Consider the following 26,620-nt stretch of genomic DNA (forward strand, 5'->3'; position numbering starts at 1 on the left):
ATACTATAAAATGAAAATGATAATCGTTATCGGTTAAAAAGATCGAAAGGAATGGCATCGAGTGAGCTCTTGCAAAAACATACATCGTATCAACAGCGCGGATGGCCCTGATGAAGAACAGAAACCGATCAGCCGTCCGCTTGGAGCTGTTTTTGTCCTGGCCGGCGGAATCATGCTACTGCTGTTTGGCGCCGCATTATCGATTGCGCTCGGTGCGGCTGATATAAAGCTTGGAACGGTTTGGGACGCCATTTTTCATTTTGATGCGAAAAATACGGCCCATCAAATTATTCAGGAACTCAGACTGCCAAGGACGGTAAGTGCGGCTCTTGTGGGCGCCTGCTTGGCGGTTTCCGGAGCCGTGATGCAGGGGATGACGAGAAACCCTCTCGCATCGCCGGAAATTATGAGCGTCACGCACGGGTCAGCTTTCGCAATTGCTGTCGCGTTTGCTTTTTTTCCGGGAACCTCATCGGTCGGGCTGATGATCTGGTCGTTTGCCGGCGCGGGTCTTGGAGCGGGACTCGTTTTTGCGATCGGAATGTTTTCAAAAGGCGGTCTTACGCCTGTAAAGCTGGCTTTGGCCGGTACGGCTGTCGGCACATTTCTGAGCGCTCTTTCTACGAGCATTGCGATCCATTTTGATGTGGCGCGCGACGTCAGTTTTTGGTATGCCGGAGGTGTCGCTGGCACGAAATGGCTCAGCATTCAGTTGTTGGTTCCGGCGGCAGCTCTCGGTTTGGCCGTCGTTTTTGTCATCGCCCGTTCCATTACGGTTCTAAGCTTGGGAGAGGAGCTGGCGAAAGGGCTCGGGCAATATACGAAGACGGTGAAAGCGATCGGAATCGTGTCGGTTGTTCTGCTGACGGGTGCCGCTGTGTCCGTTGCCGGGGCAATCGGTTTTATCGGATTGATCATTCCGCATATTACCCGCTTTCTGGTCGGGGTTGATTACCGCTGGATCATTCCATGCTCAGCGGTGCTTGGCGCCGTCCTGCTGATCTATGCGGATATTGCGGCAAGGCTGGTCAATCCGCCGTTCGAAACACCTGTCGGAGCAGTCACGGCGCTTGTCGGCGTACCATTCTTTCTCTATCTGGCCCGCAGGGAAAGGAGTGGACTGTAATGCTCAAGAAAAACAGCAGACGGGCGGCTGCGGTGATGCTCGTCATGGCCGTGCTGATGGTCGCCGTGTTTTTACTAAGCATGAACATGGGAGAAATCCGCATCGCCCCGCTTGATACATTGAAAACACTGTTCGGTTTCGGAACGCCGCAGGATGAACTTGTATTATTTGAATTCCGTTTGCCGCGCATGGTCCTCGCCATGCTGATCGGTGCGGGAGTTGCTGTCTCCGGAGCCGTCTGGCAGGGGATATCGCGGAATGACCTGGCCGATCCGGGGATATTGGGCATCAATACGGGAGCAGGTTTTGCCGTTGTGCTGTTCATCTTTTATTTTCAGGGGAATGTTGGAAATCTGCAAAAAGGATTCGTTTTTTCCCTGCCGATTTTTGCATTTTTGGGAGCCTGCTTTGCAGTCGTTTCCATCTATTTGCTGGCGTGGAAAAAAGGCTTGAATCCCATTCGCCTCGTTCTGGTCGGCATCGGAGTGAATGCGGCGTTTTCGGCGGCCATCTTAATGCTGCAGCTGAAAATGGACCCGAATGACTTTATGCAGGCGGCTGTTTGGCTGTCAGGAAATATATGGAGTTCAAACTGGAGCTTTGTCTCGGCCGTGCTGCCCTGGATTGTCGTGCTGCTTCCTTTTATTCTCTACAAAGCGCGCTATTTAAACGTGCTGAATCTCGGTGATCAGCTCGCAACAGGGCTTGGAACGGCAGTTGAAAAGGAGCGGCGCATACTGCTTCTGTCGGCAGCCGCGCTGAGCGGCGCGTGTGTAGCGGCTGGAGGGAATATTACGTTTCTCGGTCTTGTGGCTCCGCATATTGCCAGAAGGCTTGTCGGGCCGAAGCATCAGCTTTTAATCCCGGCTTCCGCGTTGACCGGAGCATTGCTCTTTTTGCTGGCGGATTTAATCGGAAGGATGATACTGGCGCCTTCGGAAATTCCCGTAGGGTTAGTCATTGCCGCTTTAGGCGCGCCGTACTTTATCTATTTGCTCATGAAAACAAATTAAAGAAGGGAAGGGTGCAAGGTGTCTCTTTCAACAAACAACCTGGGGATCGGCTACGGAGAACAGATGATAGTCGAAAGCTTAAACCTCCACATACCAAAAGGAAAAGTAACGACCATGATCGGTCCGAACGGGTGCGGCAAGTCAACCATATTAAAAACGATGGCACGCATACAGCGTTCTAGAACGGGCGCCGTTTATTTAAACGGCAAAGCGATCCACCAAATGTCGACGAAAGATATAGCCAAACAGATGGCGATTCTTCCGCAGACCCCTGAGGCGCCAGGCGGTCTGACCGTATATGAGCTCGTTTCTTACGGCCGTTTTCCTCATCAAAAGGGAATGGGCAGGCTCTCGGCCGATGACCGCCGCATGGTTGAATGGTCTCTCGAAGTGACAGGAATGCTGCCTTTTTATGACCGGCCGATCGAAGCCCTTTCCGGGGGACAGCGCCAGCGCGTCTGGATTGCGATGGCTCTTGCCCAGGAAACGGAGCTCTTGCTGCTCGACGAACCGACAACCTATTTGGACTTGGCGCACCAGCTTGAAATTCTGCAACTGCTGGAAAAGCTCAACAAAGAAGAAGGCCGAACGATTTTGATGGTCATTCACGACCTCAACCATGCCGCCCGCTTTGCCCATCACATGGTGGCGCTGAACTCCGGTGCAATTGTCAAAGAGGGCGCTCCACATGAAGTCATGACATCAGAGGTATTGAAAAAAGTGTTTCAGATTGATGCGGAAATTATTTTAGACCCGCGCACAGGAAAACCGGTGTGCCTGACTTATGATCTATTGAAAAAAGAAGAGGATCAGAGGCTGGCAACCGGCTGACAGACATCAGACGATGTCTGTTTTTTTATTCCATGATTTCGTAAAGTAAAAAATCATTTCTAAAAAAGTTTATTTTTACTTTAAAATCAGAAAACGGGTGCCGATAAAGATATAATAGATGGTAAGATGAGGATATCAAAACATGATATAGACAGAAAGGAAAGAAGGATTTTGGAAAATGCGACAATTTTGATTGTGGATGACGAAGACGCCATTGTTCAAATGGTCAAGCGCGTCCTCACGAAGGAAGGATTTTCAGAAGTGCTGACCGCGAGCAGCGCAGAAGAAGCGCTCGACATCGTGAAAAAGGATACCGTGCACTTAATACTTCTCGATGTCATGATGCCGGGACAGACAGGATTTGATGTATCCCCTGAAATCAGACGGCACACCAACGCCCCGATCTTCTTTTTAACGGCGAAGACATCGGACCTCGATAAACTGTCAGGTTTTGCCTACGGAGCCGATGATTATATTACAAAACCTTTTAATCCTCTGGAGTTAATTGCCAGGATTAAAGCGCATTTAAAAAGAACGTATATACATAAAGAAGTCGCAGCTGCTTCGGTATCTTCAGCCTACGAATATGAACGGTTTACATTTCATCCCGATTTTGCGGAGCTGATCGTGGACGGAGAAACGGTCAGCTGCTCCGCACAGCTTCTCCAGCTTCTGCAATATTTTTGCGATCATCCGAACAGAGTGCTTTCCAAGGACCAAATTTATGAAAAAGTGTGGGGCGTTCCATCTTACGGAGACAGCAACACCGTTATGGTACATATCAGAAAACTGAGGGAGAAAATCGAAAAAGACCCGAGCAGCCCCGAATATATCGTCACGATTCGCGGTCTTGGCTATAAGTTCGTTCCCAATCCTGCAAGAAAAGAGAGCGAAGGATGAAGCTGAGAGGAAAGCTCGTTCTCCATTTTGTCAGCCAGATTTTCCTGATTCTCGGTCTTGTCCTCGCCACTCTGCTGTTATCCTTCATCTTTTTCGCTCTCCGGTTAAGCGAGAGCGAAGCGGATACAGGCTTGGCAAAAGCCACATCAGACACTTTTGAAAGCTGGGTCAGTGTGGATGACAATAATAATTGGCAGATTGAAGATATCTTGAAATCGGCTATCGACAAACAGGGAGGCTGGCTTCAAATATTAGACGGTAAGGAGAAAACCGTTTATTCCTACCGCCTTCCTTCGGAAATTCAGAGGGAGTACCACAGGGAAGACCTCGTATCAGTCTTTGACAAAAAAAGAATCAAAAAATATCAAGTCAACTTCTGGTCTGCCAATTTCAATGGTGAAGACTACGTGATTCTATTCGGATGGGAGTCGAAAAGCGATACGATCCTGTCCTATTTGGAAAAGGAAGAGAAGGATATGGCGGACCTTTCTTCCTATAAAAAAAGCACGCTTGATTTCATTAAGAAAAACAAAGGATCGGTTTATCTGTTCAGCGAAAAAGGGAAAATGTTGAACTCGCTCTATCAGGACATAGATTACAGCCAGGGCATCACTGAGCTGGAACTTTTAAAATACGGATCGAAGCCATGGAACTACGAGCACGAGTTTTCATACAGGCGTTTAAGCGCGACAGAATGGCTGATTGCCGCTACCCCGAACCCGATTTATAATCCGGATCATGAGTTCAACAGGACGATGATCGGGCTCGCTTTAAAAATCGTTCTGCTCGTGATCGGCGTTCTGATCGTATTGATGTCTTCCATGACGATTTGGTATTCTTTCAGATTCGGCATGCCGATCATCCATACGATTAAATGGATCGTCAACCTTTCAAAAGGGCGATTTGAAGAGCCGAGAAATCGGAAAGGCCGCCCGCAAAGCCGGAACAAAAAAGGGAAGCGAAAACAGCCGTACCGGTTGTTCACAGAAGTGTTTGAATCGATGGAGCAGCTGACGGAAACGCTGAAAAAAGACGAACAAAGCCGCAAGAAAATCCAAACGACTCGGGAGGAATGGATCGCGGGGCTCTCCCATGATTTAAAAACGCCGCTCAGCACGATTTACGGCTACAGCATGATGCTGGAGTCTCCAAACTATGAGTGGTCAAAAGAAGAAATCCGTGAAATCGGCCAGGCAATGAAAGAAAAATCGGACTACATGTCACAGCTCATCGAAGACCTGAACTTGACGTACAGGCTGAAAAACGACGCCTTGCCGATTAAACGCCAGACAGTGAGGCTTGTGCCGTTTTTAAAAAGCTTCGTTGAAGAGTTTAAGCGCCATTCGTTTTCGGAAGGGTACAACGTTTCTTTTGAATATACGCAAGAAGATACCGAGTTTGCGATAGACAGAGGCTGGTTCAGAAGAGTCCTGGAAAACCTCCTTGCCAACGCCGTCAAGCATAACAAAAAAGGCACTGACATCAAGGTGATCCTTGAAGAAACCAAGCAATATATTATTCTTAAAATTCAAGACAACGGAAGAGGCATGGACTCGGAAACCGTCTCAAATTTATTTAACCGCTACTACAGAGGAACGCATACAAAAGATGCGACAGAAGGAAGCGGTCTCGGCCTTGCGATTTCTTTGGAACTTGTCCACCTTCACGACGGCTGCATCGCCGTTGACAGCCGGACAGGCCGCGGGACGGAAATTACGATGGAATTTAAGAAAAACCCTAAAACCGCCAAATAAGCGGTATGAAAAAGAAGAAGCCAAAGGTTATTGCCTTTAGGCTTCTTTTATGTTGAGAAAATAATGGAAAAGAAGGCGAGGTTCGTATAAAATAAGATTAAATGTTAACGTTCACATTGTATTGCAAAAAGAAATGTTCACGTTAACATTAAATAAGGAAAGGTGGGGATTTTATGAAGCCGTTTTTGAATGACGATTTTCTTTTAACGAATGAAACGTCGAAAGTGTTGTACCACCAGTATGCTAAAGGGATGCCGATCATCGACTACCACTGCCACTTGAACCCAAAGGAAATTTACGAAAACAAAACGTTTAAAAACCTGACCGAAGTATGGCTGTACGGGGATCATTACAAGTGGAGAGCAATGCGGGCCAATGGAATATCCGAAGAGTTTATTACAGGAGATGCGTCAGACGAAGAGAAATTCAGCGCCTGGGCAAGAACGGTTCCGATGACGATCGGAAACCCGCTTTATCATTGGACCCATTTGGAACTGAGAAGGTTTTTCGGCATCGATGAACGGCTTGATGAAAAGAGCGCGCCGCATATTTGGGAGCGGGTGAACAAACAGCTGACCGGAGAAGGGTTCGGCGCCAGAGACTTGATTGAAAAATCAAACGTTGAAACGGTTGTCACGACGGATGATCCGGCAGACAGTCTTGAATATCATATGAAGCTGAAAGATGAAGACTTTAATGTAAGCGTTTTACCCGGATTTAGGCCAGACAAGGCGCTGGAAATCAATCAAGAAGGCTTTGCCGCCTGGGTGAGCAAGCTTGAAGCAGCAAGCGCTATGAAGATAGGAAATTATGACGATTTTTTGAAAGCGCTTAAAAACAGAATTGACTTTTTCCATGAACTAGGCGGACGGATATCGGATCATGCCATCAATCAAATGATGTACACGGAAACAGATGAAAGCGAAGTGCGTCCGATTTTTGCAAAGGTGATGAACGGAGAAGCCGCCTCGCCTGAGGAAGAGTGCAAATTTAAATCCTTTACCCTGCACTATTTGGGAACATGCTATGCGGAGAAGGGCTGGGCGATGCAGCTTCATATTAACGCCCTCCGAAACAACAGCAGCAAAATGTACCGGAAGCTCGGGCCTGATACGGGATATGATGCGATTAATGATCAGGACATCGCAAAGCCTTTGTGCAGCTTTCTCGATTCTCTTGACCGAAAAGACGCGCTGCCAAAAACGATCTTGTATTCTTTAAATCCGCGAGACAACGTCGTGATTTCAAGCCTTTGCGGAAGCTTCCAGGACGGCCGGATACCGGGGAAAATCCAGCATGGCACCGCCTGGTGGTTCAACGATACGAAAGACGGCATGCTCGAACAAATGAAATCGCTCGCCAACATCGGACTATTGAGCCGTTTTATCGGTATGCTGACTGATTCGCGCAGCTTTCTTTCCTACACAAGACATGAATATTTCAGGCGCCTGCTCTGCGATGTCATCGGCACATGGGTTGAAAAAGGAGAAGCGCCGGATGATATCGAGCTTCTGGGACGGATCGTCAAAGGGATCTGCTACGAAAATGCAAAACACTATTTCCAGTTTGAAGTGAAAGATCGTTTGAAAGCATAGAGTCACAAAATGGCTAGCAGAGGAGCTGCTTTTTCATGGAAATATCGACGAACAAACAAACCGAAACAGTCACCGTCACTCAAGAGAAATTAAGTTTAAAAGAAAAGGTTTCTTACGGTTTTGGAGATTTTGGGAACGGATTTATGTTTGACCTTGGACAGCTCTATCTTTTGAAGTTTTTTACGGATGTTGCCGGTATTCCGGCGGCAGCGGCCGGCGGCATTTTTCTTGTGAGCAAACTTTTTGCCGCTTTTGTCGATCCGATTGTGGGAACATCGATCGACTACAGGAAGAATATCGGGCCGAAAGGCAAATTCAGGCCGTATTTGCTATACGGAAGCTTTGTGCTCGCGATTTTGACGATATTGACCTTCATCTCGCCGAATCTGTCACCGACGGGCAAACTCATATACGCTTATGCGTCATACATGCTTTGGGGCCTCGGCTATTCCTTTGTCAACATCCCTTACGGCTCGCTCGGGGCGGCCATGACGCAAAATTCGGTGGAGCGGACTTCGCTTGCTTCCTTTCGACAGGCCGGCTCGCTGGGCGCCCTGTTTGTGACGAGCATTGTTGTCATTCCGATGATCGTCAGGTTTGACAACCCTGCGGTTGCCTATCCGGTCGTCATGGGGCTGATGTCTTTTCTCGGTGTGTTGTTTTTCTACATTTGCTATAGAAACTGCCAGGAACGGATTGTCGTAAAAGATGAGAAGTACAAACAGGAAAAAGTGACATTCAAAGCAATATCAAAGACGTTTTTTACGAATAAACCGCTCCTTACGCTTATATTCATGACCATTTTTACGATTTCAGCCTATAACCTTAAATCTGCGATGCTGATTTATTTCGCACAGTATAACCTCGGCAACGCCGAACTGATGGCCTACATGAACTTTATCATCATCGGCTCATCCTTTATCGGCGTCATCATGCTGCCGAAGCTCGTGAAGCTGTTCGGGAAAAAGCATACCGCTATTTTGGGGCTCGCGGTTTCCGTCTGTGCGGATCTGATCAATTTTTTCGTACCGGGCAATGTCTTTGTTTTTACGATTCTCGCCAGCATCGCCTTTATCGGCATCAGCATTCCGAACGGTATCACCTGGGCATTTGTATCAGACGCAATCGATTATGGCGAGTGGAGAACAGGGGAACGGAAAGAAGGAACGGTATACTCGCTGTTTAACTTTTCGAGAAAGCTGGCTCAGTCGCTCTCCGGCTTCCTGTCGGGGATCGGTCTCAGCATTATCGGCTATGTGCCGAATGCGACCCAAAAAGCGGGGACGCTGCTCGGCATTAAAGCGATACTCCTTTTGTATCCTGCAGCGGCGCTGACGGCGGCCATTCTCGTTCTCGGCTACCTGTACCGTCTGACAGATCAGAAGCATGCCGAAATGATCGCGGAAATCGAAGCGAGACCATAGCGGAATTTCATTTTCTAAAAAGCGCTTTTGATATGGTAAACTGATGGTAACAACAGCAAGAAAAGGCGGGTAAAAAAACAATGTCAGTAACGATTAAAGATATCGCCAGGCTGGCGAATGTATCGCACACCACAGTATCCAGAGCGCTGAACAATAGTCCGCTGATAAAAGAGAACACGAAAAAGAAAATACTCGACATCGCAGCCGAAATGAATTATAAACCGAATTTTAATGCGAAAAGCCTTGTTACGCAAAAGTCTTTTACGATCGGTCTGTTTTTAACAAGCCTGACAGACGGGACGTCTTCAAGTTTCTTTGCAGACATCCTGCGCGGCGTCAACAAGGTGATCGATGAAAACTATAATATGGTTGTCAGGGGGATTGACGATTATCATGATTTGTCATCCATTCACCGCAACCGCTATGACGGCATGATTTTAATCAGCCAAAGCGAACAGGATCAGGCTTTTATTGAGCACGTCCTCAAACAGAATATTCCGGTCGTCGTGCTGAACAGAAAAATCGAAGGGCACTCCGTCGTCAATATTTTGGCGAATGAACACGAGGGCGCTTTCCTCGCTGCTTCATACTTGATCAAAAACGGCCACAGACGGATCGCCATGGTGCAGGGGAAAGAAAGTTTTAAATCGTCTCAAGAAAGAAAAGGAGGCTTTCTTCGAGCGCTTCGCGACTCAAATCTTGACATGCCCGGCGAATACCTCGTTCAAGGTGATTATACGATGCAAAGCGGCTTTCGTGCGGCTGAAACGCTGCTGAAGCTGAAGAACCCTCCGACTGCCCTGTTTTGCGCCAATGATGATATGGCGATCGGCGCGATGAACGCCCTTTATGCAAACGGGAAACGCTGTCCTGACGATATGTCGATCATCGGCTTTGACGATAGCGGATTTTCGGCGTATACGACACCGTCATTGACGACGGTAAAAAAACCGACGGAAAAAATCAGCATGCTTGGTGCGGAAAGCCTGTTGTCACTGATCGAAAATCCGCAGGCAGAAGGCAGGCAGACGCTCATCGGCACGGAGCTGATCATTCGCAATTCAGTTAAGCATCTATAGCATCATTTTTGATGCGCTGTAAAATGTGAACGTGTGCAAAAATGAGGAGGGAATTGAAATGGAGAGGCTGTCCAAACGGATAAGGTCTAAGCCGAGCCGTCCCGAACGGATTTTGCAAATCGGGGAAGGTAACTTTATGAGGGGGTTTATTGACTGGCAGATTCATAGATTGAATGAAGAAACCGATTTTAACGGCAGCGCCGTCGTTGTGCCTCCGCGCCGCGGCTCAGTAACGGCCTTTCAAGAACAGGATGGGCTTTACACGCTTTATCTTGAAGGCTTCAGGGAAGGACGGGAGGTTCGCGATTCTGCTGTCATTACAACAATCAGCAGAGTCGTCAGCAGCTATGAACACTATGATGAATTTATGAAGCTGGCCGATCTGCCGGATTTGCGCTTTGTCTTTTCAAATACGACAGAGGCCGGCATCATATATATCGAGGAAGACCGGCTGTCCGACCGTCCGCAGAAGAGCTATCCGGGGAAGCTGACTGCGCTGTTATACAGACGCTACCTGACTTTTCAGGGAAGCAGGGAAAAAGGCCTGGTGATCCTCCCGTGTGAGCTGCTTGAAGATAACGGGAAAAAACTGAAAGAGATTGTGCTGCGCTATACGAACGAATGGGCGCTTGAACAGGGGTTCATCGATTGGCTTGAGGAGTCAAATGTGTTTTGCAATACGCTTGTAGACAGGATCGTACCGGGATTCCCGCAAGAAAATGCACACGGGCTTGAAGACGCGGCCGGCTATCGCGATTCTCTGATGGTGACGGCGGAGCCGTATCATTTGTTCGTGATTGAAGGGCCGAAATGGCTTCCAGACGAGCTTCCGCTTCATGAGGCCGGTCTGAATGTCGAGTTTGTCAAAGATGTGACGCCGTACCGGCTGAGAAAAGTGAGAATCTTAAACGGCGCCCATACCGCGATGACGCCGATCGCTTATTTGGCAGGCCTTGAGACGGTTCGTGAAGCGGCTGAAGACGAACTTATCGGATCATTTGTGAAAGAGCTGATTCAGCGTGAAGTGCTCGAGACGATCGATATGCCCGGCAGTGAGCTTGACGCCTATGTGGAAGAGATTCTCGACCGCTTTAAAAACCCGTTTATCCGTCACAAGCTGATCGATATTTCCTTAAATTCCTTTGCAAAATTCAAAGTCAGAAATTTGCCCGTCTTAATGGAATATGCGGAACGAACTGGCAAACTTCCGGCTCGAACCGTATTTGCTTTAAGCGCTTTAATTTATTTTTACCAAGGAAAACGGGAAGATGAGGCCATTCCGCTGTCTGACGACGATGAGGTGCTGGCTTTTCTCAAACGGCTCTGGACAGAAGAGACAGACGTTTCAAACATCGCGTTCCATGTTCTCGGGTTTGAAAAAGTATGGGGGCAAAACCTGAACGACGTTTCCGGGTTGACGGACAAGACGGCTGAATATTTAAGGGACATGAAACAAACGGGAATGAGGAAGGCGCTGAAAAAAATGATGAACAGCCAAATGGCTGAGCTGGGGGACATGTGATGAAAGACTGCTTGATGATCAATTCTCAAGATAATGTCGGCATTGCGTTAAGAGAATTGCAAACCGGTGAAACGGTCACTGCAGGAGAACGGACCATCGTGATCAAGGAAACGATTTTGAAAGGCCATAAGTTTGCTTTAAAAGACATCGCTGAAAATGAAGACGTCATCAAATACGGCTTTCCGATCGGGCACGCCACTGACATGATTCAGACGGGGGAGTGGGTGCATACAAAAAATGTGAAAACGAATTTGGGCGGTGTCGAAGAATACAGCTACAAGCCGAAATTTACGGAAAACCGCTATCAAAAAGAACCGCTCACATTTAAAGGCTTTAAACGAAAAGACGGAAAAACGGGAATCAGAAACGAGCTATGGATCGTACCGACTGTCGGCTGTGTAAATGGCATTGCAGAGCTGATCATCAAAGAATTTAAAGCTGAGATCGGCTCTATCGTCCCTTTTGAAAGCGTTCACGTATTAAAGCATCAGTACGGCTGTTCACAGCTTGGCGATGATCATATCAACACGAGAACGATGTTGGCGAATGCCGTCAAACACCCGAATGCAGGCGGTGTCCTTGTACTGGGACTTGGCTGTGAAAACAACAGCATCCATGAATTCCGCGAAGCGCTCGGCGATTATGATCACAGCCGGGTCAAGTTCCTGCTTTCTCAAGAAGTATCAGACGAAGTCACGGAAGGCGTCAAACTGTTAAAAGAAATTTATGAGCATGCAAAAGGTGACCGGCGTGAAGATGTTCCGCTTTCTGAACTGAAGATCGGTTTGAAGTGCGGCGGATCTGATGGATTTTCCGGCATTACCGCAAATCCGCTGCTCGGCCGGCTCTCCGATTTTCTGATCGCCCAAGGGGGAACGGCGGTTTTGACAGAAGTGCCTGAAATGTTTGGAGCGGAAACGCTTTTGATGGAGCGGGCTGAAAATGAGGAAGTGTTTCATAAAATCGTCCGCTTAATCAACGATTTTAAACAGTACTTTATCGATCACAGGCAGCCCGTCTATGAAAACCCGTCTCCGGGCAACAAAGCAGGCGGCATTACGACATTGGAGGATAAGTCGCTCGGCTGTACGCAAAAAGCCGGCACTTCAAAGGTGACGGATGTTCTGGAATACGGGGACGTTTTGAAAAAGAACGGGTTGAACCTGCTGAGCGCTCCGGGAAATGACCTTGTTGCTTCATCCGCACTGGCCGCTGCAGGGTGTCAAATCGTTTTATTTACGACAGGGCGGGGCACGCCTTTTGGCACCTTTGTGCCGACGATGAAAATTTCGACAAATACAGCGATTTATGAGGCGAAGCGCCACTGGATCGATTTTAATGCGGGAAGGGTGCTCGAAAACCGGTCAGAAGATGACGTTTTGAAAGAGTTGACAGCATATTTGATCGAAGTCGCGGGCGGCAGGCAGCTGAACAATGAGATAAACGATTTCAGGGAGCTTGCGATATTTAAAACAGGCGTTACATTGTAAAGGGGGCGGTAACGTGAGTATGCAGAAAATAAAAGACGAGATTCTAAAGACGCTGAAGGTTCCGGTATTTCCTGATCGATCATTTGATGTTACAGCGTTTGGGGCTGACGGAAGCGGAAAAAAGGATGCGACGGGAGCGATACAAAAGGCGATTGATCAAGCCCACAAAGCAGGCGGTGGAAGAGTAGCAGTTCCTGAAGGCGTGTTTCTTTCCGGTGCACTCAGACTGAAAAGCAATGTGGAGCTTCATCTTGCACAAGGAGCGGTGATCAAATTCAGTCAGAACCCGGAAGATTATCTCCCCGTTGTGCTGACGAGGTTCGAAGGCGTCGAGCTTTATAATTATTCACCGCTCATCTATGCTTACGAAGCCGAAAATATTGCAATAACCGGAAAGGGCACGCTTGACGGCCAAGGTGATGACGAACATTGGTGGCCGTGGAAAAGGGGAACGAACGGCCAGTCTTCACAGGAAAAAGACCGAAATGCTTTGTTTGAAATGGCTGAGCGCGGTGTCCCGGTCACTGAGCGGCAGTTTGGAAAAGGGCATTATTTGCGGCCGAACTTCATTCAGCCGTATCGCTGCAAAGATATTTTGATTCAAGGTGTCACCGTTTTGAATTCGCCGATGTGGCAAGTTCATCCCGTGCTTTGCGAGAATGTGACAGTGGACGGAATCAAGGTCATCGGACACGGTCCGAATACCGACGGAGTCAACCCGGAATCGTGCAAAAACGTGGTGATCAAGGGCTGCCATTTTGATAATGGAGATGACTGCATCGCCGTCAAATCGGGAAGGAACGCCGACGGCCGAAGGATCAACATGCCATCGGAGAACATTGTCATTGAACATAACGAAATGAAAGACGGGCATGGAGGGGTCACGATCGGAAGCGAAATTTCCGGCGGCGTGAAGAATGTCATCGCCGAGGGAAACCTCATGGACAGCCCGAACTTGGACAGAGCCCTCCGCATTAAAACGAATTCGGTGCGCGGCGGTGTTCTTGAAAACATCTACTTTCACAAAAATACGGTCAAAAGCTTGAAGCGCGAAGTGATCGCCATCGATATGGAATATGAAGAAGGGGACGCCGGAGATTTCAAGCCCGTCGTCCGCAACATTGATGTTGAGCAGCTGAAAAGCATGGGCGGACAATACGGGATCAGGGTGCTGGCGTACGATCATTCTCCAGTCACCGGTCTGAAAGTGACTGATTCCGAGATCGACGGCGTCGATATTCCGATGGAACTGAAACATGTGAAAGACCCTGTTTTTTCGAATCTGTATATTAACGGAAAACGCTATGATTCACACGAAGTCTAAACAGAGATCCTCTGCAGACATGCAGAGGATCTTTCTTTTAACGCAGCGGCGCATCAGCGGTTTCGTTTTTGACCGAGGAAATCAGCAGTTCCATAAACACCCGGCTTGCAGCGCACATATGCTTGTTTTTACGGTAAACGATGCTGATTTCCGTCGTCAAATCCGGCATTTGAATCGGAATCGTCTGAATGGATTTATTTCCAATATCATCGAGATAGCCTTTCGGCAAAATGGTGGCGCCAATGCCTTTACCAACCATGTTCATGATCGATTCCATCGTTGTCATTTCCATGACCGGCCGAGGTTCGAATCCAAACGTGCGGCACTTTTCGTTGATCAGCTGCCGCAAAAAATACGTCTCAGGCAGCAAGATAGATGGAATCTCCCTTAACACGTCAAGTGTGACAAACTGCCGTTTTGCAACCGGATTGTCAATAGGCACTGCGAGGGCGAGCTGCTGGGTAAGGAATGGAACGGTTTCCAGATCACTGTGTTCCACCCGCTGGGCTACAATGCCCAAGTCGAGCTCATTTTGCAGCAGCCGGTCGTAAATATCTCCGGTTCTCAGCCCTAAAACAGACAATTCAATATTGGGGTAGCTGCGGTGAAAGTCGATCACGGTCCGGGGAAGCAAATAATTAACCACGGTCAACAGCGCCCCGATTTTTAGCGTTCCCCTCTTTAAACCTTGGAGCTCGCTGATTGCGTCTTGCGCCTGTGACAGTTCATGAAAGATATTGTAACAGTGCTGAAGCAGAATCTTTCCCGCTTCCGTCATTACGGTGCGTTTGCCTGAACGATTAAACAAAGGCGTTCCGATTTCATGTTCAAGCAAACGGATTTGCTGGCTCAGCGAGGGCTGAGCGATATTCAGTTTTTCGGCAGCACGGGTAAAATGAAGCTCCCGGCACAATGCCATGAAATATTCCAATTGCTTTAGCTCCAATGCTTTTTCCCTCTCTCCATTATAAAAAACAGACGAAACTCAACGATAGGTTTAACCTATTGTTTTTATAATAACGATTGAATGGTTTTATGATAAGAGGTCGATTATACTTAAATCTCAAAAGAGATGTGCAGCGTTGCTGTTCGGCCGCTGCCGTCTGCAGGACATTTGAATGTAAGAGGTGATATGAATGGAATATGCCGATATCCTTTCGATCAATGTAGGGAAGCCAGAGGCAATTCAGTTTCAAAATAAAGCTGTGTCTACCGGAATATACAAGAAGCCGGCAAGCGGCCCTATCTTCCTGTCATCTACTAATTTTGCGGGGGACGGGCAGGGGGATCTCGTTCATCATGGTGGCGCGGAAAAAGCAGTGTGTGTCTATCCGTATGAACATTATCTCTTTTGGGAAAAGGAACTGCAAAGAAAGCTGGAATACGGAGCATTTGGCGAAAATTTAACGATCAAGGGTCTGCTGGAGGATGACGTTCATATCGGCGATATCTTTCAGCTGGGTGAAGCTGTTGTACAGGTGAGCCAGCCAAGGCAGCCTTGCTATAAACTAACCGTAAGGTACGGTATGCCCGATATGATACTGAAGGTACAGAACACCGGATTTACGGGTTTTTACTTTCGCGTGCTGAAAGAAGGGTTCGTCTGTAAGGATCGTGGTCTGAAACGAATCTCACGCCACCCTAAAGGCATCACGATTTCTTACGCAAATCGCATCAAGCATCATGAAAAGAACAATATTGAGGGCATCAAAAAACTTCTCGAGGTGGAGGAACTGTCGGCAAATTGGCGGGCATCATGTTTAAAGCGGCTTAACGGTTTTGAGCCGGATGACCGCGAAAGGCTGACGGGAGGTCTGGAGAAGAGATCTTAACCCAAAAGGAAAAAATCCTCTGCCGATCGGCAGAGGATTTCTGTTAAATGGAGCGGATAATTCCGCCTTCCACTCTTTGAGCGGAACCGTTGATGGCCGCAGCTTTTTCGGAAGCGAGATAGACGATCGTACTCGCCACTTCTTCCGGTTTTGCATAGCGCTGAATCAAAGAAGTCGGCTCATTCACTTTGAAATAGTCTTTGACAAAAGTGTCTAAATCGGTTTTCTCCTGAGCTGCGGCACCCTCCATATAATTGGCGACGCCTTCCGTCCAGGTAGGTCCCGGAAGGACGGAGTTGACCGTCACATTTGTCCCTTTCGTCATTTCGGCCAAACCTCTTGATAAACTGATCAGAGCGGTTTTCGTCATTGAATAAGGGATCATCTGCGGAAGCGGTTTGATGCCGGCTTCGCTTGCCAAATTGAGAATCCTTCCCTTATTACGCTTCAGCATGGCCGGCAGAAACGCGCGGCAAAGCCTGACTGCACTTAAAACGTTTACTTCAAAATATTTGAGCCACTCTTCGTCTGTCACCTCTGTGAAATCCTTCACTTCAAAGAAGCCCATATTATTGACGAGGACATCAAGCTCCCCGATTTTAGCGGTTTTTTCGACCAATGCCATGCTTTCTTCAGGAGCGGATAAATCAGCGGCAATGCCGTGAACGTTTCCGTGCCGGGAAAGTTCCTCAACGACTGACTGGACTTTTTCTTCTGTCCGTCCGTTCACGATGACTTCGGCCCCTTCCGCCAAGAAGGCTTCCGCCGTTGCTTTTCCAATACCTGCAGTAGAACCTGTCACGAGTACGAGTTTGTCTTTCAGCTGTAAATCCATATGCCATCAATCCTTGTTTTAAGAGTTAAGATGAAAAAACATCTAATGAACAGTATATCGCAGCTGGATACCTCGGTCGAAAATCGTGCTTGTCGTTTTATTGTTCCTTGTCTTTTAAAATCTTATGAATATCTTCCATCGGACGGAGCCAATTCTTTTTCATCACTTCAGCCGCCAATTTCGGATCGTTTTTTTCAAAAGCGGCGATGATTTCCCAATGCTCGGCGGCGGACTGCAGTTTCGGAGCAGACGGCCGATTGAAAAACACATACTTCATCCGTCTGACATGAAGCTGCAGAACGGCGGAAAACTGAAGAACATACGGGTTTTTAGCCGCTTCTATAATCAAATGGTGGAACTGTTCGTCCAGTTCAGCTGCATCGTGGTTCCGCTCCTCTTTAAAAGCGGCTTCGTATTGAGCCGCGAGTTTTTTGAGCTCGGCGATCTCTTCTTCAGTCAAAAGCGGCGTTGCCAGTTCTGCCGCCAGAGCCTGAAGATGTGCGAGCGGGGGATAGACGGCCAGCGCATCATCGGGATGAATAAGCGTGATCTTTGTTTCTTTTCCCGGCTTCATTTCCACAAAACCTTGAGATTCGAGGAGCTGAAGCGCTTCTCTGACCGGTGTGCGGCTGACGCCGAGCGCTTCGGCCAGATCGACGTCCGTGACTTTTTCGCCGGGTTCAAGGGTTCCGTCGACAATCCAGCGCTGCAATTGATGAAACGCTTTTTCCTTTGCTGAAAGTCTGACCTGCGGCGTATAGTTTTTCGGTATCGGCATAAAACCACCCTTTCTCTATATGCAATATATCGTAAATACTTTAGCAAAAACAACGTTTTTCAGTTGAAAATCTCCTTTTCAGAATCTCATATACAGACCTGTGTCGATTATAGTATAATAATTCCGAAATTAGGACACGAATGAGTCAGAAAGGCGCTGCCCAGAAGCGGCTAATAGGGGAGCCGGCGAGAGAGCCCCCCGCGAGCAGTTCGGCGGGCCGGGAGCGATCAACCGCAAGCCGGAATAACCGCCTGGATGATGACCGCGTTATCTGCGAAGACAGATGCGGTATAAGCGATGTGCTCTTTTTTTGTACGTTCCTGGTTTACTGCATCTTTACTGAGTAGAGATGTTTTTATTTTATCCCGAGGAGGAAGCAGAATGAAGAAGTTAGGGCTTTTATTGCTGTCACTGCTGTTGGCCGCCGGGGTTCTTAGCGGCTGCGGTCAAGCGCAAAAGCCGGTAGAACAGCAAAAACAGGAGAAGGCGGCTGAAGCGTTTCCGGTCACCATAAAAGATGCTTCAGGACAAGAGGTCAAAATTGAAAAAGAACCGAAGAAAATCGTCTCTCTGATGCCGAGCAATACCGAAATTACATACGCCCTTGGCCTGGGGAAGAAAGTCGTCGGCGTGACGGATTTTGATACATATCCAAAAGAAGTGAAAAACGTTGAAAAAATCGGGGGCATGGAATTCAACACAGAAAAAATCATTTCGTTAAATCCCGACTTGGTCTTGGCCCACGCATCGAGCATGCAGAGTGCCAAAGAAGGGCTAAAGCAGCTGGAGGATGCAGGAATTACGGTGGTGACCGTGAATGATGCGGCCTCTTTTAAAGAGGCGTACCAGTCCATCGAAATGATCGGAAAAGCTGCCGGTGCAGAGGATCAAGCGGCAAGCCTGATCAAGGGCATGAAATCTGACCTGGCTGACATAAAAGAAAAAGCTGCCAGCATATCTAAAGACGATCAAAAGAAAGTATTTGTCGAAGTGTCTCCGGCTCCGGACATTTATACGACCGGAAAAGGCACCTTTATGGATGAAATGCTTGAAGCGATCCATGCGGAAAATGCCGCTTCCGCGCAGAAAGGCTGGACCAAAATAACGGAAGAAGCGATCGTCAAGCTGAATCCCGATGCGATCGTGACGACAAACGGTAAATCCGCAGTCAGCGAAATTAAAAAACGAAGCGGCTGGAACGGTGTAAAAGCGGTCAAAAATAACGAAGTATACGACGTGGACCCTGACCTCGTGACCCGTCCGGGGCCGCGATTGATCAAAGGGGTCGAAGAGCTTGCTGAACATATTTACCCTGACGTTTTTAAAAAATAACCGCTTCGCGGCATATGCCTTCAGCCTGATGTTTCTGTCGGCATCTGTTCTTATGGGAATCTCTATCGGATCTTTGGAGATTCCCATTCCTTCTATTATCAAGGTTTTTTTGAACGAATGGTTTGGTATTCAAGGGTTAAATCCCGATCCGACAGAGGCGAACATCATCATGAAAATCAGACTGCCGAGGGTGGTGCTGGCCGCTCTTGTCGGCGCGGGGCTTGCTGCTGCGGGAGCCGGGTTTCAGGGGCTCTTGAAAAACCCGCTCGCAGATCCGTATACGCTCGGCATTTCGTCAGGCGCGGCCGTCGGTGCAGTGGTCACGCTGTTTTTTGGGATTCAGCTGCCGGTGATCGGAAGTTTTACACTGCCGTTTTTAAGCGTTGCCGCGGCCGTTGTCGTGATTTTTTTGGTTTTGTTCTTTGCGCGGCTCGTACACCCTTCATTGACCCTGTCTGCTTTGATTTTGACAGGAATCATCTTCAGTTCTTTTTTGGGTGCGCTTATTTCTCTCATGATCGCATTGACCGGCGATGATTTAAAACCGATCGTCCACTGGCTGCTCGGCAGTGTATCGATGAGAGGCTGGGGTTATATCGCGCTGTTTCTGCCCTTTTTTGCGGTTGGTGCTGCCGCGCTTTTGATCAGCGGGAGAGAACTGAATGTGATGACTTATGGCGAGGAAAAAGCGAGGCTCCTCGGTGTGAATGTGAAGCGAAGTAAGTATGTCGTTCTGTTGGCGGGAGCTATTTTAACTGGCAGTGCGGTTGCTGTGTCTGGAACCATTGGCTTTGTCGGTCTCGTCATTCCGCATTTTATCCGGCTTTTCTCTATTACGGATCACCGTCATCTTCTGCCGCTCTCGATGCTGAACGGTGCTTCGTTCCTTGTGCTGTCAGATCTTTTGTCGAGAACCATCATTGAGCCGTCCGAGCTGCCGATCGGTATTATTACCGCACTGATAGGAGCGCCTGTTTTCGGGTTTATTTTGATTCGGCGCTACCGGGGAGGGCGAATTCATGATTGATGTCATCCGTGTGTCCGGCGGCTACGGAAAAACGGATGTCTTACAGGACATCAGCTTTGCTGTAAAGCCGGGTGAATTTTTAGGAATTCTTGGTCCGAACGGCAGCGGAAAAACTACTTTGCTGAAAATGTTGTCGGGAACAATCGCGCCTCGAAGCGGCGAGGTGCTGCTTGAATGCCGTTCAGTCGGGGCGTACCAAACGAAAGAGCTCGCTCGCAAAATGGCGGTCCTTCCTCAAAAAACGGAGCAGGCCTTTTCCTTTACGGTGGAGGAAACGGTACAGTTTGGCCGCTACGCGTATCAATCAGGCCTTTTTCGGCAGCTGACAGCGGAAGACCATGATATCGTGAAGAGGGTGATGAAGCAGACAGACACGCTTCGTTTCGCTCAAAAATCCATTCATGAGCTGAGCGGCGGAGAGCAGCAGCGGGTGTATTTAGCACAGGCACTTGCCCAGGAACCCGAATATTTGCTGCTTGATGAACCGACGAGTTTTCTCGATTTGTCATTTCAAAAGAGTCTGCTTGATTTAATGAAACAAGAAACGGCTGCATCCAAACTCGCAGTGGTCGGGGTGTTTCATGATGTGAATATTGCGAGTTTATACTGTGACCGCCTGCTGTTGTTGAAAGATGGAAAGGCGGAAGTTCTTGACCGCCCGGAAGCCGCCCTTTCTGCCGAGGGTATCGGAAGAGTGTATGATACGGGCATCACAGCGCTGGACCATCCTCAGCGTGCAAATCCGCAGTTTACGATCAAGGCGAAAACCATCCCGGAGAAAACCGAGCCCCTCTTTTTAAAAGAGCGGATTGAACAATATTTGCCGCATGGCATCGCATTTTCGGCAGACCGCCCGCTGCGTCTTCTGTCCTCTGAAACAGGCTTTGCATGGAGACGAAAGCTTGTCTTCGCAAGCGGAAACAACTCTGGATTGCCGCATGACCTGTCAGCCTATGAACAGGAAACGCTGTTTATCCAACATGATGCTGAATTGGCTGACTGTCATATTGTGTCGGAAAAGGGTGATCTTTGCATCGTCGGTATGAAAGATACGGCGGGGCGTTTGATCATATGGGTGTTAGTTGACGGCTGTTTGCAAGATGGTCAATTTGTAACGGCGATAAGTGCTGCAGCAAATGCCGCAGCCGAGCACCATATTCCGTGCAGCGATGTGCTTGTAGCTGCCACTCAATCCGGCCGGTCAGCGTATCAAACTGCCTTTTTTACAGAAATTCAAAATAAAACAGCGGCTTGTGTGAAAGTTTTAAAAGGTTAAATTTGGGCCTGTCTTTGGACAGGTTTTTTTATTGTTTTAAAACGCATCAGCTGAAGGTGAGGTTTCATTCTTTTGTCCCGAATTCGAAAAAATGTGTTGTTAAATGAATCATAACACCTTTATAATAAAATTTGTGAAAGCGTTTTACTATTTAAATGTTTAAAAATGCAACAGAGGAGGCGAGATCACTTGAAAGTAGAGGGGATTATCCCTGCCATACTGACACCGCTTACAAAAGAACAGGCTTTTCATGCGGGCGCAGCCGAAAAGCTGGTGAATGATCTTATTGATTCAGGCGTCCATGGCATTTTTGCTTTAGGGACAAATGGCGAATTTCATTTATTCTCGCAAGAGGAAAAGCTTCAAATTGCTGAAACAGTTGTAAAAGCGGTTAATAAACGAGTGCCTGTTTTCATCGGGGCAGGAGAAAACAGTACTGAGGCGACCATTTCCTTATCCAATCAAATGGCGGATATCGGAGCGGATGTTCTTTCGATTATTACGCCATACTTTGTCGCACCTTCGCAGGAGGAATTGTATCAGCACTTCCGCACGGTCTCTGAAAATGTCACGCTTCCTGTCCTGCTCTACAACATTCCGTCGAGAACAGGCGTATCATTGGAGCCCGAAACGGTTGAAAGGCTTGCGGCATTGCCGAACATTATCGGCATTAAGGACAGCAGCGGCAGCTTCGCCAATATTAAGGCGTATCTTGAGCGTACAAAAGAACAGTCCTTTTCCGTCCTGGCAGGAACTGATTCATTGATTTTAGACACATTGAAGGCGGGTGGAACAGGTGCTGTAGCTGCCACAGCCAATGTGCTTCCGCAAACCGTTGTTTCAATCTATGAATCTTTTAAACAAGGAAACATTGAAGAGAGCGAGCGCTATCAACAGCAGCTGCAACCGCTTCGTGATACGTTTTCACTCGGTTCACTGCCGGCACCGCTAAAAAAAGCAGCAGAGCTTGCCGGCATTGCCGTCGGGCCGCCTAAAAGTCCGATTGCAGAGCTGTCGGGAGAGCCGCTGCTAAAAGTAAAAAAGATGCTCGAAGGCTACGGAATTGAAGTAAAAATGGCAAAGGAGCAGTGAGGTTATGAAGACGCTTTATCATTTTCAAACGGCAGCCCGAATTGAGGCTGGTGCACATTCACTCAATTTGCTTGGCGATCACTTAGATCAGACCGGCTTGAATCAGATTCGTTCGGTGTTTATTTTAACTCAGCCGTCGATCGTTTCTCTCGGCTATGCAGACCAAATGAAAGAGGTGCTGGCCGAAAAAGGCATCTCAAGTGAAATTAACACCGATATACAGCCGGAGCCGACGGAACAAAATATCGAAGAGGTTTTTCAGCTTTTTTCTGAAGGAGGCCATGACGCGATTCTAGGAATTGGCGGAGGCAGTGTGCTAGATGCGGCTAAAATCCTCTCTGTTCTGAAAACAAATGAAAAACCGATTTCTGCTTTGATTGGGACGAATCTTGTTGAAAAGCCCGGCGTTCCGCTTGTGCTGATTCCGACAACATCCGGAACAGGGTCAGAGGTGACGCCGAATGCGATTGTGACGTTCCCGGAGAAAGAATTAAAGATTGGTATGGTCAGTCCCTATCTGCTGCCGTCGGTTGTGATTTTAGATCCGGTTTTGACGACCGGTCTTCCAAAAGCGATCACAGCTGCAACCGGAATGGATGCATTTACACACGCACTCGAATCCTATATTTCCAACAAAGCAAACCCATTCAGCGACATGTTTGCGCTTGAATCTATGAGACTGATTTCCTCCAGTATTCAGGAGGCCTACCATCATGGAGATAATCTGGAAGCGAGAGAAAAAATGCTCATTGGCGCCATGTATGGCGGAATGGCCTTGACAAGCGCAGGAACAGCGGCGGTTCATGCGATGGCTTACCCGCTCGGGGGAAAATACAAAATTTCGCACGGGGTGGCCAATTCAATGCTGCTTCCGCATGTAACGGCCTTCAATGCGGATCATGTGATTGACCGTCTTTCGGATGTGGCTGGCGTGATTGGAATTGAACCAAAGGGTTCGAAGGCAAGTCAAGCAGAGCGGGTCATACGGAAAATTGAAGAGTGGACCGCTGATTTGAACATTCCGCAAAATTTAAAGACATTCGGGGTATCAAAAGAGGATGTTCCATCGCTTGCAGAGGCGGCAGCCGACGTCAAACGGCTCATGGATAACAATCCAAAGCCGATGTCCATTGCGGAGATTGAAGCCGTCTATTTGAAATTGCTGGATATGTAGGTTGGGATCTGTACATGGTTTTCACCATGAGCCTGTAAATGGCTCACAAACAAAGGGGGAGTTTGGGTGGATGTCTTAAGCGGTTCGATCATAACGTTTATTTTGGTAGTGATTGTGGTTTACATTCTTTTTACGACGTGGCTGACGATGCGGTTTCGCAGTAAATCAAGTTCGGAATTCAACAATGCTGCCAAAACGCTGCCGGCGATTGTTGTCGGCATTCTGCTGATGAGTGAATTCATCGGCACCAAATCGACAATTGGGACCGCTGAATCAGCTTATACACATGGTTTAGCGGCTTCATGGTCGATTGTAACGGTCTCGATTGCATTTTTTATTTTTTCCTACTTCTTAGCCGGGAAATTTTATAAAACAGGCCAATATACGATCTCCGGCATTATTAGTGAAAAGTTTGGCCGTTCGACCAAGCTAGTCGTTTCTATCATTATGATTGTAGCCCTTTTACTTGTGAATCTTGGAAACTATTTAAGCGGATCGGCGGCAATTTCGTCTATTTTAGGTTTGCCGCTGATGACGTGTGCGATCATTACAGCGATTGTCAGCACCTTTTATTTTACGTTTGGCGGAATGAAGGGCGTTGCCTGGGTGACGATTTTGCATTCTCTTGTTAAATATGCTGGGGTTCTGATCACTTTAGGGGTTGCCCTCTATTTGACAAAAGGCTGGGAGCCGATGACGCAGCAGTTGCCGGAGCATTTCTTCACTTGGGACGGCAGCATCGGATGGGGGACAATCGGCGCCTGGTTTATCGGCAACATGGGGGCGATTTTCGCGACTCAGTTTATTATACAGGCTATTACATCATCGAAAAGTGAGAAAGATGCAAAGAAGTCGACGCTGTATGCAGCGCTGCTTTGTCTGCCGCTTGCGATTGCCATTGGAGTCATCGGCGTTGCTGCACGGTATTTGTACCCGGATATTGATCCAATTTACGCATTCCCGGTGTTTATGCAGCACATGAATCCTGTGCTGAGCGCGGTTGTGGCGACATCCCTTGTGGCGTCTATTTTCGTCGGCGTTTCGACGGTTGCGCTGGCGACAACGACGCTGATCATTGATGATTTTTATGTGCCGAAAGCAAACCCGACACCGGAACAGCGCATGAAAATCACGAGATATGTTTCGATTATCATCGGTTTTATTCCGCTGCTCGGCGTTGCGCTGGCGCCTGAATTGTTAACGCTTTCTTTCTTTACGAGGGCGCTTCGGACATCAATTGCCGTTGTGGCGGCGATGGGCTTTTATTTGCCATATTTCAATTCAAACCGCGGAGCAACAATTGGTCTGACGCTTTCAGGTATTACGACGACGGTATGGTATTTACTGGACAATCCGTTTGGCATCGATAACATGTACATCGCCATCATTGTCCCGTTTATTGTGCTCGTATTAGACCGTCTGATCAGCTCGCCTGCGAAAAAAGAGTCAAATGTGGAGGAGGAATTGTGATGAAACAAAGTGAAACTTCCCTGCCGATAGATGGGCACATCAAAGAAAATAAAACTGACCCGGCCAGAAAGGATGCGTTTTTGCCGACAGACTGCCCGCAAAACCATGCAGCCAACCTGCTGGAGCTGGATAATGGTGATCTGTTGTGCGTCTGGTTTGGGGGAACGCAGGAAGGCATCCCTGATATATCGATTTACATGTCAAGGCTTGAAAGAGGAAGCGATGAGTGGACACAGGCAGAAAAGCTGTCAGATGATCCTTCCCGCTCCGAACAAAATCCTGTGCTTTTTCAAGAGCCTGACGGCCGGCTTTGGCTTATGTATACGGCACAGCTTTCCGGCAATCAGGATACAGCGATTGTCAGATACCGGACTTCAGACGATAGAGGCCGGACATGGAGTAAGATTGACACGTTGTTTACCGAAGCCGGGACTTTTATCCGCCAGCCGCTCATTGTTCTGGATAACGGCGATTGGCTGCTGCCTGTCTTTTACTGCATCACCTTGCCGGGCGTGAAATGGACTGGAAACCGTGACATCAGCGCGGTGAAAATTTCGTCTGATAAAGGCAAGACGTGGGAGGAAGTGAAGGTGCCGGGCAGTACCGGCTGTGTTCATATGAATATTGAAAAACTGCGCGACGGCACATTGCTTGCGCTGTTTAGAAGCCGTTTTGCAGACTCGATTTATTCGAGCCGCTCTATTGATAACGGCCGCACCTGGTCAGAGCCTGAGCCGACGGAGCTGCCGAACAACAACTCCTCCATTCAATTTACAGCGCTTCAAGATGGGACGCTTGCTCTCGTATACAATCATATGAATGCGAATGAAACGACCGAAAGAAGAGCATCTTTATACGATGAAATTGAGGAGGATGATGATACAAAAACAGGTGTTGACACAGAAGCGCGGCCTGCCTTTTGGGGAGCTCCGAGGGCGCCGATGACATTGGCCCTTTCACAGGACGGCGGCATCACATGGCCTGTCAAAAGAAACATCGAAGTCGGCGATGGTTATGCGATGACGAACAACTCAAAAGACAAGCTCAACCGCGAATTTTCCTATCCGTCGATCAAGCAGGGGAAAGACGGTGATCTGCATATTGCCTTTACGTACTACCGTCAGGCGATTAAATATGTACGTGTTCCGCAAACATGGGCCTTTGCCGGCCAAGAATAAAGCCGTTTGAACGCGCGGCACTTGATGGAATGAAGGGTATATCATTTATGATTTAAGTTCGAGAGGCTGTCCCAATCGTTTGAAGGGACTCCCTCGTGATGTGAAACGGGTGTACACGACAATTCAATTGGCGTATGAAACGCTCATTCGCGCAGGCATTCCGCAGCCGAAAATCGCCGTATGCGGCATGACCCCCCATGGCAGTGAGAATGGTTTGTTTGGACATGGAGAAGGAGAAGAGAAAATTGTTCCTGGCGTTGACCGCAGGCATTCGGTCCGCTGCCCGCTGGCACGCTTTTCTTCAGAGTAGTGAGAGGCGACTTTGATATAGTGGTGGCGATGTATGACGATCCAGGACACGGTCCGCTTGGCCTTAAGGCCGGTGTGAGCATTACAGTCGGCCTGCCGATGATCCGTACGAGTGTTGACCATGGAACAGCCTTTGGATAATGAGGGAACCGGCAAAGCTGATCCTGCGAGTTTAGAAGAAGCAGTGAGACAGGCGATCGTGCTGTCCGTCCGGTCCGCTTGAGCGGCATATATATAAAAGAAGAGCCTTCCAGTTAAG

At 48.2% G+C, this 26,620-nt stretch carries 22 protein-coding genes and 1 pseudogene; 20 read left to right on the forward strand and 3 right to left on the reverse strand.

Annotated features, from left to right (window positions below; translation table 11 throughout):
* Positions 1-61: 61 nt before the first annotated feature.
* From M1E06_RS03925 to M1E06_RS03975, 11 genes are all read left to right on the forward strand, one after another.
* A complete protein-coding gene (locus tag M1E06_RS03925; RefSeq protein WP_023856260.1) occupies positions 62-1,126 on the forward strand; it encodes a FecCD family ABC transporter permease in 1,065 nt (354 codons plus the stop codon).
* Positions 1,126-2,139 carry a FecCD family ABC transporter permease gene (locus tag M1E06_RS03930; RefSeq protein WP_095323665.1) on the forward strand — a complete coding sequence of 338 codons (1,014 nt, stop codon included), beginning with the start codon at positions 1,126-1,128 and terminating at the stop codon, positions 2,137-2,139. The genes M1E06_RS03925 and M1E06_RS03930 overlap by 1 nt, the downstream gene beginning before the upstream one ends.
* Positions 2,140-2,202: 63 nt before the next feature.
* Complete coding sequence (locus M1E06_RS03935) at positions 2,203-2,970, forward strand: ABC transporter ATP-binding protein (RefSeq protein WP_043054605.1); 768 nt, start codon at positions 2,203-2,205, stop codon at positions 2,968-2,970.
* Between the two features lie 171 nt (positions 2,971-3,141).
* Positions 3,142-3,870: a response regulator transcription factor gene (locus M1E06_RS03940; RefSeq protein WP_020452923.1), complete on the forward strand. Its 729-nt coding sequence runs from the start codon at positions 3,142-3,144 to the stop codon at positions 3,868-3,870.
* Positions 3,867-5,624, forward strand: a complete 1,758-nt coding sequence (locus tag M1E06_RS03945) for a sensor histidine kinase (RefSeq protein WP_020452922.1) — start codon at positions 3,867-3,869, stop codon at positions 5,622-5,624. Before M1E06_RS03940 ends, M1E06_RS03945 begins: the two co-directional genes overlap by 4 nt.
* 173 nt (positions 5,625-5,797) lie before the next feature.
* A complete protein-coding gene (uxaC, locus tag M1E06_RS03950) occupies positions 5,798-7,219 on the forward strand; it encodes a glucuronate isomerase (protein ID WP_020452921.1) in 1,422 nt (473 codons plus the stop codon).
* Between the two features lie 41 nt (positions 7,220-7,260).
* A complete protein-coding gene (locus tag M1E06_RS03955; protein WP_373367302.1) occupies positions 7,261-8,643 on the forward strand; it encodes a glycoside-pentoside-hexuronide (GPH):cation symporter in 1,383 nt (460 codons plus the stop codon).
* 80 nt (positions 8,644-8,723) lie between these two features.
* Positions 8,724-9,722, forward strand: coding sequence for a LacI family DNA-binding transcriptional regulator (locus M1E06_RS03960; protein ID WP_020452919.1), 999 nt, complete (start codon positions 8,724-8,726; stop codon positions 9,720-9,722).
* Positions 9,723-9,780: 58 nt separating this feature from the next.
* Entirely contained in the window at positions 9,781-11,244 is a 1,464-nt protein-coding gene (locus tag M1E06_RS03965; protein WP_020452918.1) for a tagaturonate reductase, read from the forward strand.
* Positions 11,244-12,734, forward strand: a complete 1,491-nt coding sequence (locus tag M1E06_RS03970) for a UxaA family hydrolase (protein ID WP_020452917.1) — start codon at positions 11,244-11,246, stop codon at positions 12,732-12,734. The genes M1E06_RS03965 and M1E06_RS03970 overlap by 1 nt, the downstream gene beginning before the upstream one ends.
* 13 nt (positions 12,735-12,747) lie before the next feature.
* A complete protein-coding gene (locus M1E06_RS03975) occupies positions 12,748-14,058 on the forward strand; it encodes a glycoside hydrolase family 28 protein (RefSeq protein WP_020452916.1) in 1,311 nt (436 codons plus the stop codon).
* 37 nt (positions 14,059-14,095) lie between these two features.
* On the opposite strand, the gene M1E06_RS03980 is transcribed toward M1E06_RS03975, so the two are convergent.
* A complete protein-coding gene (locus M1E06_RS03980; RefSeq protein ID WP_020452915.1) occupies positions 14,096-15,004 on the reverse strand; it encodes a LysR family transcriptional regulator in 909 nt (302 codons plus the stop codon).
* Between the two features lie 190 nt (positions 15,005-15,194).
* On the opposite strand from M1E06_RS03980, the gene M1E06_RS03985 reads away from it, so the two are divergent.
* Positions 15,195-15,890, forward strand: a complete 696-nt coding sequence (locus M1E06_RS03985) for an MOSC domain-containing protein (protein ID WP_020452914.1) — start codon at positions 15,195-15,197, stop codon at positions 15,888-15,890.
* A 43-nt stretch (positions 15,891-15,933) separates the two neighbouring features.
* Here the strand turns inward: M1E06_RS03985 and M1E06_RS03990 are convergent, their stop codons facing one another.
* Both M1E06_RS03990 and M1E06_RS03995 read right to left on the reverse strand, forming a co-directional pair.
* Positions 15,934-16,725, reverse strand: a complete 792-nt coding sequence (locus tag M1E06_RS03990) for an SDR family NAD(P)-dependent oxidoreductase (protein WP_020452913.1) — start codon at positions 16,723-16,725, stop codon at positions 15,934-15,936.
* Positions 16,726-16,822: 97 nt separating this feature from the next.
* Complete coding sequence (locus M1E06_RS03995; protein WP_020452912.1) at positions 16,823-17,503, reverse strand: GntR family transcriptional regulator; 681 nt, start codon at positions 17,501-17,503, stop codon at positions 16,823-16,825.
* A gap of 381 nt (positions 17,504-17,884) precedes the next feature.
* On the opposite strand from M1E06_RS03995, the gene M1E06_RS04000 reads away from it, so the two are divergent.
* The 8 genes and pseudogenes from M1E06_RS04000 to M1E06_RS04035 all read left to right on the forward strand — a co-directional run.
* Positions 17,885-18,835 (forward strand): ABC transporter substrate-binding protein, encoded by a 951-nt coding sequence (locus M1E06_RS04000; RefSeq protein ID WP_035337678.1) that lies wholly within the window; start codon positions 17,885-17,887, stop codon positions 18,833-18,835.
* A complete protein-coding gene (locus tag M1E06_RS04005; RefSeq protein WP_026580097.1) occupies positions 18,798-19,862 on the forward strand; it encodes a FecCD family ABC transporter permease in 1,065 nt (354 codons plus the stop codon). The genes M1E06_RS04000 and M1E06_RS04005 overlap by 38 nt, the downstream gene beginning before the upstream one ends.
* Positions 19,855-21,138 (forward strand): ABC transporter ATP-binding protein, encoded by a 1,284-nt coding sequence (locus M1E06_RS04010; RefSeq protein ID WP_020452909.1) that lies wholly within the window; start codon positions 19,855-19,857, stop codon positions 21,136-21,138. The genes M1E06_RS04005 and M1E06_RS04010 overlap by 8 nt, the downstream gene beginning before the upstream one ends.
* Positions 21,139-21,327: 189 nt before the next feature.
* Entirely contained in the window at positions 21,328-22,230 is a 903-nt protein-coding gene (gene dapA, locus M1E06_RS04015) for a 4-hydroxy-tetrahydrodipicolinate synthase (RefSeq protein WP_020452908.1), read from the forward strand.
* Between the two features lie 4 nt (positions 22,231-22,234).
* Entirely contained in the window at positions 22,235-23,404 is a 1,170-nt protein-coding gene (locus tag M1E06_RS04020; protein WP_023856244.1) for an iron-containing alcohol dehydrogenase, read from the forward strand.
* A 66-nt stretch (positions 23,405-23,470) separates the two neighbouring features.
* The gene (locus tag M1E06_RS04025; protein ID WP_023856243.1) at positions 23,471-24,874 is read left to right on the forward strand and encodes a sodium:solute symporter family protein; all 1,404 of its coding nucleotides are present in this window, start codon (positions 23,471-23,473) and stop codon (positions 24,872-24,874) included.
* Positions 24,874-26,052 carry a sialidase family protein gene (locus M1E06_RS04030; protein ID WP_025809863.1) on the forward strand — a complete coding sequence of 393 codons (1,179 nt, stop codon included), beginning with the start codon at positions 24,874-24,876 and terminating at the stop codon, positions 26,050-26,052. The genes M1E06_RS04025 and M1E06_RS04030 overlap by 1 nt, the downstream gene beginning before the upstream one ends.
* Before the next feature lie 103 nt (positions 26,053-26,155).
* Positions 26,156-26,584: pseudogene (locus tag M1E06_RS04035) on the forward strand (4-hydroxythreonine-4-phosphate dehydrogenase PdxA); the annotation flags it as partial.
* Positions 26,585-26,620 lie beyond the last annotated feature (36 nt).

The sequence above is a fragment of the Bacillus sp. AK124 genome (genome assembly GCF_053903085.1).